At 61.9% G+C, this 8,036-nt stretch carries 7 protein-coding genes and 2 pseudogenes; 3 read left to right on the top strand and 6 right to left on the bottom strand.

Annotation, left to right across the window (positions count from 1 at the left end; genetic code table 11):
* Nucleotides 1-1,180: 1,180 nt before the first annotated feature.
* Complete coding sequence (locus QMK22_RS15065) at nucleotides 1,181-1,480, bottom strand: hypothetical protein (protein ID WP_283498468.1); 300 nt, start codon at nucleotides 1,478-1,480, stop codon at nucleotides 1,181-1,183.
* Nucleotides 1,481-2,444: 964 nt separating this feature from the next.
* Here QMK22_RS15065 and QMK22_RS15060 point away from each other — a divergent pair.
* Nucleotides 2,445-3,020 carry a hypothetical protein gene (locus QMK22_RS15060; RefSeq protein ID WP_283498467.1) on the top strand — a complete coding sequence of 192 codons (576 nt, stop codon included), beginning with the start codon at nucleotides 2,445-2,447 and terminating at the stop codon, nucleotides 3,018-3,020.
* Nucleotides 3,021-3,144: 124 nt separating this feature from the next.
* On the opposite strand, the gene QMK22_RS15055 is transcribed toward QMK22_RS15060, so the two are convergent.
* Together QMK22_RS15055 and QMK22_RS15050 are read right to left on the bottom strand one after the other, a co-directional pair.
* Nucleotides 3,145-3,324: a helix-turn-helix domain-containing protein gene (locus tag QMK22_RS15055; RefSeq protein WP_283498466.1), complete on the bottom strand. Its 180-nt coding sequence runs from the start codon at nucleotides 3,322-3,324 to the stop codon at nucleotides 3,145-3,147.
* A gap of 113 nt (nucleotides 3,325-3,437) precedes the next feature.
* The gene (locus QMK22_RS15050) at nucleotides 3,438-4,082 is read right to left on the bottom strand and encodes a TetR/AcrR family transcriptional regulator (protein WP_283498465.1); all 645 of its coding nucleotides are present in this window, start codon (nucleotides 4,080-4,082) and stop codon (nucleotides 3,438-3,440) included.
* Between the two features lie 123 nt (nucleotides 4,083-4,205).
* Here QMK22_RS15050 and QMK22_RS15045 point away from each other — a divergent pair, with 123 nt between their 5' ends.
* Together QMK22_RS15045 and QMK22_RS15040 are read left to right on the top strand one after the other, a co-directional pair.
* Nucleotides 4,206-4,634: a hypothetical protein gene (locus tag QMK22_RS15045; RefSeq protein ID WP_283498464.1), complete on the top strand. Its 429-nt coding sequence runs from the start codon at nucleotides 4,206-4,208 to the stop codon at nucleotides 4,632-4,634.
* Between the two features lie 84 nt (nucleotides 4,635-4,718).
* A complete protein-coding gene (locus tag QMK22_RS15040; protein WP_283498463.1) occupies nucleotides 4,719-5,132 on the top strand; it encodes a Dabb family protein in 414 nt (137 codons plus the stop codon).
* Between the two features lie 790 nt (nucleotides 5,133-5,922).
* Here the strand turns inward: QMK22_RS15040 and QMK22_RS17605 are convergent.
* The 3 genes and pseudogenes from QMK22_RS17605 to QMK22_RS15030 form a co-directional block, all read right to left on the bottom strand.
* Nucleotides 5,923-6,033: pseudogene (locus tag QMK22_RS17605) on the bottom strand (ATP-binding protein); the annotation flags it as partial.
* A gap of 371 nt (nucleotides 6,034-6,404) precedes the next feature.
* Nucleotides 6,405-6,875: pseudogene (locus QMK22_RS17600) on the bottom strand (SGNH/GDSL hydrolase family protein); the annotation flags it as partial.
* Between the two features lie 395 nt (nucleotides 6,876-7,270).
* Complete coding sequence (locus tag QMK22_RS15030; RefSeq protein WP_283498461.1) at nucleotides 7,271-7,843, bottom strand: TetR/AcrR family transcriptional regulator; 573 nt, start codon at nucleotides 7,841-7,843, stop codon at nucleotides 7,271-7,273.
* Between the last annotated feature and the right edge of the window lie 193 nt (nucleotides 7,844-8,036).

Here is an 8,036-nt window from a genome sequence, read left to right as displayed (position 1 = left end):
CGAGCCACGCTGTTCGATGTAGCCGAGCACCTTCTCGGGCGACTGTTCACCTCGTCGACGGTCGCCTACCCGCCACTCAGTATCGGAAATAGCGAGCACTTCCAAGTCTTCCAGAGTGCACGGCTCATGTTGATTCAACGTTGACTCTCCTTTGTGACGTGGCACGGTTCGTCCTCCGCGGATCGTGGAGGTGGCCATCTGTCGTTCGTGGTGAAATCACTGTCAACCACATTAGCCATGGTTGGTGCCAAGTGGTCGGCAGTGTTTGACCGTGGGTCGGGCGCCGTGCACGTGGAAGGTTACGGTCTCATCGTGTTCATTGAGGCCGGTGCGCGTGCTCTGTTGAGGTCAGCGTTCCCTCTCGTCGGCCACGCCGCTGGACGCCGTACCGAGCGAGCACAGTCGTGGGCCCCACCCTGTCGGGGAATCAATTAGCATGATGCGCCCCTCAGATTGGCCATCAACTAGGCGCGGTCGAGGCATGCTTCCCGGGTGAGCCGGACGGTTTAGTCCGTGTTCTTGTTGGCTGGTGTGTGGAGAGGGTAGAGCGCGGCCTCGCTCAGTGCAGAAATGTGGCAGTGCGGGCAGTACCAATAGGGGTGCGCGGTCGTGCCAGCGATTTCGAGACCGTGAAGACAGGTTTTGCAGGTGGGCGCTCCGGTGGACTCTCGCATCAGGTCAGTCTGTACCCATCCGCGACGAATGCGCCAGAAATGTTGGTGACCCGTCCCGGGTTTCAGGCCGCCGATGTGTTGGCGGCTCCGATTTTTAGCGGGCCGTGTGTTTCATCGAAGTAGGTGCGTCACACCGACGGCACCGCGCCGACCAGATCATCACGCTCATCCCTGGCCGGGGTGGCGCCGTTCCATGATGTTCCCATTTGGGCGTTAACAGATTTGTCGATTAGTCGGACATCTCTATATTGAGCCTCACATCCACGTTACGAATGGCGTGGATTTCAGTCTGGCCCCTGGGCGATCATCCGATGCCACCCCGGTTTCGGTGACAGCACCCCCGGATCATCAACGACTGGGGGTAATAATCATGCAGGACCGGACGGGCCACCATCCTCAGAGACTCACACCATCCGACGGCATGAACAGGGTGACAGGGATGATCTGGGGTGCTCTGACCGGAACGGCGTCGAGCGCAGAGTATTCGCTCCCAGCTCTTGCGGACGTCAGCCGATGTAGCAGGTCTCGTCCCAGTCGTAATCTGTGAACGCAATAGTGTCCGAAAAAGCAAAGTCGGGAACCTTCGAAGCTGCTTCCGTCAGGACGTGTAGGGATTCGACTGTGTCCGACAGGTCAGGTGTTGGCCACGGGGAGTGTTCCGGGACGCTGATCAGGCCGTTGAACGGGCCGACGACCATGCTCACGAGCACCAGCTGCCCATCATCGTTCAGGGCCGGGATCTCGATGACGGGGGACGCCTGTTCGCGACCCAGGGTTGAGACCAGGTTCGCCAATGCATCTGCCACTTGGTGTGTGGTCAGAAAGGATCCACCACAATACGACACGCGTCTCATCTTCTAAGGGTTGCGCTGCCGACCAGGCCACGCAAGATCTTGCGCATTGTATCCTTGCATGCTATAGCGACCGACCACTACGTGACCTCCGTGTCAATGTTGTAAAAAACATCGAGATCGTTCCAAATAATGTTGCGGTGGACGGTTCAGGATTGTGCAAGGAAGCCATCAAGAGAACGCGCCGCTCACCTCTTCTTGACCACCACCCTTCGCCCTCCTAATCTTGCGAGGGCTGCTGTTGAGCGTCTCCGGAGCATCGCTGAAACAGGTCGCCCTCAGCCCGCGGCGATCCTCTGGTGGTCCCACCTCAGCACGGTCTTCGCCTCGATCGCTGCCGCAGTGACCTCGGCGGTGGCGGCCCGCCGTGCGGCCAACCGCACCTCCAGGAGCACATGCGTACTCTGGCACGCCGTGCACTGTGACCGGAGTGACCGGAACTGCCAGCCCGCCCATTCCGTGCCGAGACCGTCGCGGACAACACGGCGCCCCCCCGGCCGCAATCGACCACCGCAATCGGGGCACGTCACGCGCCCGACCCGTAGGTCCAACTCCACAGAAACAAGATCATGACTTGCCGTGAGCCTCAGTGCGGCCTTAGCGTTAGAACGGCTCGGCGTGATCTTGCAAGATTGCACGCCGGGCCATTCGTCTATCCAGACATCATCAGCCTGACGGTGCCCCGCACGGCGCCGTTGAGCGGAATGTAGACTCGCGGTTAGGCGGGGGTATGGGGTGATTATCGGTGTCGCGATGGCGCTCGTGCTGACCAGCTGCGCGTCCGCCGGGGGCGTGGAGTCAACACCAGCGGTCTCTGATGTACCTTCTGCAGTGCCCTCACCGGTTGGTGAGGCTTACCGGTCCAGCCGCCGGCCCGTCACCGGCTGGAGCGCCCTCCGTCGGCTGCCCGGCGAATGCTGTGCCTGTTCCAGCTGACGTGGTCCTGGCCACGATTCAGGACATCGATCGCGACGGGCTTCCAGATAGTGAGTTCTACTCGGAGGAGGATGGTTTTTACTACGGTATCCGGACTGCGTCCGGGGCCGCGATGCTGCTCAAGGATGACCTCGCCGGACCGAACACGCGCAGTGGATGGACATCGGTTCGCGAGAGGGCCATAGTCACCGTTCTTGACGATGGTCGTGCGGCGACACTGCACGCTTTCATTGATTGTGCGTTCGTCACAACGACCGGTGCAGGTGGGACTCCATACGGGTTCGGGATCAACGGGTTCAGCGACTATGGGACCGGCGTGCAGCGCACGGATCGGAATGGCGGCGTACTTCTGTACGGCGTCTTGGCTTCGCGCCAAAGCGATGGACTGTACGACATCACCCGAACGCAGATCATCCTCGACGACGGTGGTCGTGTTGCACGTGGCTCTTCGCATGACTGGGTTGTGGCCCAAGGTCTGCCCAAGGACGACGAACAAGTCGCCCTCGCGATGAGATCAACGTGCGGGCAAACTCCCATCGTCAAGACCTCCGGTCGATAGCAGCGAAAGTTCCCGGCGCACTGGTGCCGACCGACATGCGGATTTGCAACCGTCAAATCTAGCTGCGGCACTATCCGCGCTTTTGGCCACAAGCCGTCTGCACGGAGGGGTCCCGAGTTCGGCGTCAGTCGGTGCCCATGTTGAGGTACCGGTAGACGGTGGCACGGCTGGTTCCGATGATCTTCCCAATGTCAGCGGGTTTCAGGCCTTGGGTCTTCAGGTCGTGGGCGCGTTTGACGTTGCCATGGTCGGCTGTGATTTCACGTCGTCCGGCTGTGTGTCCGTGGGAGGCGGCGATGGCCATGCCGGCGCGGGTGCGTTCGGAGAGTTGGTCGCGTTCTAGCTGTGCGAACGCGGACGGGTGCTTTGCCGACCATTTCCATCATGCGTGCGTGAGATTTACTACGGTCTTGAGCCCTAGATCTTCGCGAGGCCGTAGACGATCCGCCGCACGACGTCGTCGGGCCAGCGGAATTCCGGGGTGGCGGGGCGGACGGAGGCGTAACCGTGGATGCCAACCCAGAGGGCGGCCGCATCGGCATAGGTGTCGGTGCTGGTCGATGACCCCTCGCTCACGCACCGATCGAGGGCTGAGACAAACATTCCGAAGACGTCTTGCCCGAGGGTCTCTACCTCATCACCGACGGCCGGTGATGACTTCGCCCGAGACGCGTCCCACACTCCGCCGAACAGGATGCGGTAGCGGCGGGGCCGCTCCAGAGCAAACGAGAGGTACGCGTCGCACAGTGCTGAAAGGCTGTCGACCGCCGACCCCTCGACCGTTGAGCCCTCGGCGGGGAGGGTCGCTCGGCTGAGATGGGTGCCGAGTTCGGTGAACGCGTTCTTCACGACCTCGAGCAGGATCGTGTCGCGGTCGGGGAAGTGCGCGTAGATCGACTGGGCGGCGATGCCGACTTGACGGGCTACAGCGCGAAGGGAGATGCCGTCTTCGTTGACGCCCTCGTCCAACAGATCGGCGGCCGCCTGCACGATCTCATCGCGCAGGCGGCTTCCCTCGCCGCGACGGTTGCGGGGTCGCTGATCGGCGCTGTTTGACTGCATGGATGCATGGTACCAGATAACTTGACACCGTGAGATGACGCATGTAAGGTCACGTATGTTAACTCATCTGAGTCAGTGAACGCCGCGACTCGTTGGGAACATCGACTCGAAAGAAGCGTCTTCATGACCAGCAACACCGTCTCCCCCTCTCCCTCCGTCTCGCGACGCGCCGACCTCGTCGGACGGAGTCTGATGGGCCTGAACGTGCTCCTCACCCTCGCGGCGTTCGTCAACGGGGTCGCGCTGACCGTTGCTGCTGCCGCCGACGACGTCATCGTGCAGGCCTGGCAGATGTTCGGGTTCGCGATCTTCGCCGGCATGTGGACCTTGGTGGCCCTCTGGCCGCGCCGCATCCCGGGCATCTGGGAGTTGCTCATCGCTCACAAGCTCGCCGTCACGATCTTTTGCCTCGTGAACATCTCGCAGCCCGACGCGGCAGTGACTGGGGTGATTGACGGCTTCATCATGATTACCACGGTTATCGCCTACGTCCTATGCCGAGGCTGGCGCTCGTGGAACGGCTTCGACCCCAGACGTGCTCTGGCCGTCTGATCCTCGACTCGCTCGCATGAGTCGAACCTGTAGACCACATCTAATCGATCAACACCGTATCTATCCCTCGAAAGGTAAAAGGGCATGATCTTCCACATCAACCGCCTCAGCTTCAAAACCGACGTGAGTGAGAACGACAAGCGTCGAGGCCTCGAGCTACTCCGCCGACAAGGTGAGTCCATTCCCGCTGTGACCTCGTTCGTGGTCGGCCCCGAACTCGGCGGGGACTTCGAGTACGGCGCCGTCTTCGTGATCGACGACCTCGACGGCTATTGGGAGTACCTGACCCATCCCGCGCATTTCGAGTCAGAAAAGTCCGGACTGCACCTCGTGGAGCGTTTCGCTGCGTTCGACACCACCGACTCCGACGCCCCGGACTACGGCGAGAAGATCGCCGCCCTCCACGCCCGCAGCTACCGGGAAAGTCCCGAACTGGCGAAGCTGGTGTCTGAGGTGCCGTCATTCGTCGTCCAAAGCGGTTCAGGACCCACGACGTAACCGCCGACGCGGGTGTCCCGCGACCCTGGTACTGCGGACAGCCGCTCCCCTCCGCCTGCCCTCCGGGCTTTCGTGGTGTTTCACTTCGGAGCCGATCAATGGCCAGTCGCAGCAATTTGCTCTTGACGGCATCGCCGTCACAGCTTCAGAGTGATATCACTCTGATATCTCCCGGGCCGCGCAGCGGCTCAAGTACCACGGGCTCTCATCAGGTGGCAACCGACGTGACATCGTGATCGAGTTCGTAGACGATGACATGCCCGTTCGAGTCATAATTCTCGAATTGAAGGCCTCCTCGTCGTCGCAGTATTTGAGCTCAGGATTCCTCCAATTGCTCGGATACCTCCGGTGCAGACCAAGCCTAACAAGTGTGCCCGCGTCACGGTGGCTCGTTGCGCCGCTACAGGATGACTTCGTCAATAAACCTGCCGACAAGCGGTCTCTTTGGCTTGTGGCCGCTCAAAACGTCGCCAAGACCGTAACGTCAACGGCAACCAACTGACGCGGCGGATAACCATTCAGGTTGGGCCAAGTCGAGAGATTCACCGATACAGTATCGCCCGTGAGATCTTCAGAGCCTTCGCGGCCTTCGCGACTGGTTCTCCGTGCCCGACAAGAACCGCAGCATTGCGGATCTGGATATCCGTGAATGTCTCTCGGCGCCCGCCGAGATCTTTGAGTATTTGATGCTTTGAGAGCCACCCGATCGTGCGGTCCAGAGCCAGCGATCGTGCGGAAGAGAGCCACCAGTGGTGGTGTGGTTGGGAGCCACTAGCTCTCGGCCCGATCGTTATGCGCTGGTGATGGCGGTCTGCTCCCTCCTGTTGTAGGTGCCGATCTCGACCCAGACGGTGTTGTGGATGATGCGGTCCATGACCGCGTCGGCGTGAACACCGGAGCCGGGGCATTTTCGGTGGCGAACACTCCCTCAAGGCCGAAGGCCAGCTCGGCGAAACGCTTGCTGATGCGGTGATGTGTTGTCGCGTCCGGGTGGAGCTGGTCGGGCAGTGGCAGCTCGGCGGAGTCTGCGGCGCCGTAGAGGTCGAGGCCGTCGAGGTAAAAGAGGTTCGGATCGTCGACCGCCCGCTGCTGCACGATCTGGGACAGTTCCGTTCTGATCACTGTGAGGGTCAGTTTCCCGGCAGCGACCTCGGCCGGGTTGCCGGTGGCCGTGAACTGCAGGCGCCCGTCGGCGAGGGCGCTGAGGTCGAAGGCGCTGGGTCCAGGTGTGTCCTCGTGGATCGGACAGAAGAGAGGAGAGATGACGAGGAGCGGCGTCGTGGGATGGCCCTCCCTGATGGTGTCGAGGAAGCCGTGTACCGCGGGCGTGAAGGCGCGTAGCCGCATCAAGTCCGTATTGACGATGTTGATGCCGATCTTGAGGCTGATCAGGTCGCCGGGGGTATCACGCATGGTGCGGGCCGTGAAAGGGTCGAGAAGGGCGCTGCCTCCGAAACCGAGGTTGACCAGTTCGACGCTCCCGCGGGAGGCAGCGAGTGCCGGCCAGGTCCCCGTCGGGCTCTCGGCGTTGGAGCCGTGACTGATTGAGCTTCCGTGGTGCAGCCAGACCCGGCGGTCTCGAGCGGGTGCCTGTTCGATGAGGGCGTCTGTGCGCAGGGCGACGAGTTCGGTTTTCTCGTTGTGGGGCAACCAGATCTCGACATCCTTCGCGTGGTCGGGCAGGCCGGTGAAACGAATGGTGCTCGACGGGCCGAGGTGGGTTGTGGTTGCGCCGGTGGCCATGTTGACGGTGACAGTGATGCCGGTCGTCGCGGTGGCCTGGTCGGTCAGCTGGCCGTCGATGAGTAGGTCGAAGACGCCGTCCGGGCGGGGCGGGCCTCCGAGGTAGACGAATTTGGTGGGCAGCACGTCGAGCTCGATCGCGGTTGCCCGGGTGCGGAACGCGATCCGTATTCCGGACGGCTGGGACTCCGCGTTCGCCAACTGCGGGTCCGCGTACTGCGTCCTGGCCCAGGCGGGCAGGCGGTGGGGGAGTAGGCCGTGTTCGGTGCGTTCCAAGTCAAGGGCGCCGAGGAGGTGGCCCGGTGCGAGGGGTGTTGTGATCCAGTCGTGCCGGGTGGACATGATGTCAGCCTTCTGATCGGGAATATCGGACTGTGTGGGGTGTGTGTGGGGTGCTATTTGGGCGTTGGCCAGTTGCGCAGGAGGGCGTCGAGGGCGTCGAGGGCTCGGGACCAGGACTCCTGGGAGGCTGGGAGGCTGTGGCTGAAGCCGCCCTCCATCTCCAAGGTCGCAAAGCCGTGGAAGACGCTGCCGAGCAGCCGGACCGCGTGGGTCTGGTCCGGCTCGGACAGCTGATAGCCGCGCAGGATCGCCCGGGTCAGCTGGGAGTGCTTGACGCCGGCGCTCGCGTTTGCCGTCTCTGGGTCGAGCCGGAAATGCATGGCGGCATAGCGGCCGGGGTGCTTGCGGGCGTAGTCACGGTAGACGTTTCCGAGGGCAATGAGGGCGTCTTTTTCTGCACGGCCGGCCAGGGCCTCCGCTGCCCGGTCGGCGAGTTCTTGGAGGGCGAGCAGTGTGATTCTGGTTTTGAGATCCTGGGAGCTTGTGACGTGGGCGTACAGGCTTGCGACCTTGACCTCGAACCGCCTCGCGAGTGCAGAGAGGGTGATGTGGTCGAAGCCGACCTCGTCGGCGAGCTCGGCGCCCGCCTGAGTGAGTCGTTCCGTGGTCAGTCCTGCACGTGCCATTCTCATCCTCCAAAACTAATGTAAGTAGGCATTTGCCTAATATTATTAGGTTTTGGCCGAGAAGTGAAACTGAGACAGCGCTCGTGACCGGGGAGTTGGGATCGTGCTGTTCCACTTCCTTGGTAGTGGAACGTCCCGCATCGGTTCTTGAAGTTTTGCGCTTTGCTGCTTTTTTGTATTTCACAAGTCAGGT

It is taken from the genome of Cryobacterium sp. PH29-G1 (assembly GCF_030063365.1).
Lineage (GTDB): Bacteria > Actinomycetota > Actinomycetes > Actinomycetales > Microbacteriaceae > Cryobacterium.
The sequence above is the reverse complement of the archived record's forward strand: the minus strand, read 5'-3'. Positions and strand labels throughout refer to the sequence as shown.

What these genes read in the sequence shown, in the direction of transcription:
- QMK22_RS15055 (WP_283498466.1), bottom strand. Translation starts at nt 3,324, where the DNA reads ATGGCCATCGCCGCCTCCCACGGACACACAGCCGGACGACGTGAAATC.
- QMK22_RS15050 (WP_283498465.1), bottom strand. Translation starts at nt 4,082, where the DNA reads ATGCAGTCAAACAGCGCCGATCAGCGACCCCGCAACCGTCGCGGCGAG.
- QMK22_RS15045 (WP_283498464.1), top strand. Translation starts at nt 4,206, where the DNA reads ATGACCAGCAACACCGTCTCCCCCTCTCCCTCCGTCTCGCGACGCGCC.
- QMK22_RS15040 (WP_283498463.1), top strand. Translation starts at nt 4,719, where the DNA reads ATGATCTTCCACATCAACCGCCTCAGCTTCAAAACCGACGTGAGTGAG.
- QMK22_RS15030 (WP_283498461.1), bottom strand. Translation starts at nt 7,843, where the DNA reads ATGGCACGTGCAGGACTGACCACGGAACGACTCACTCAGGCGGGCGCC.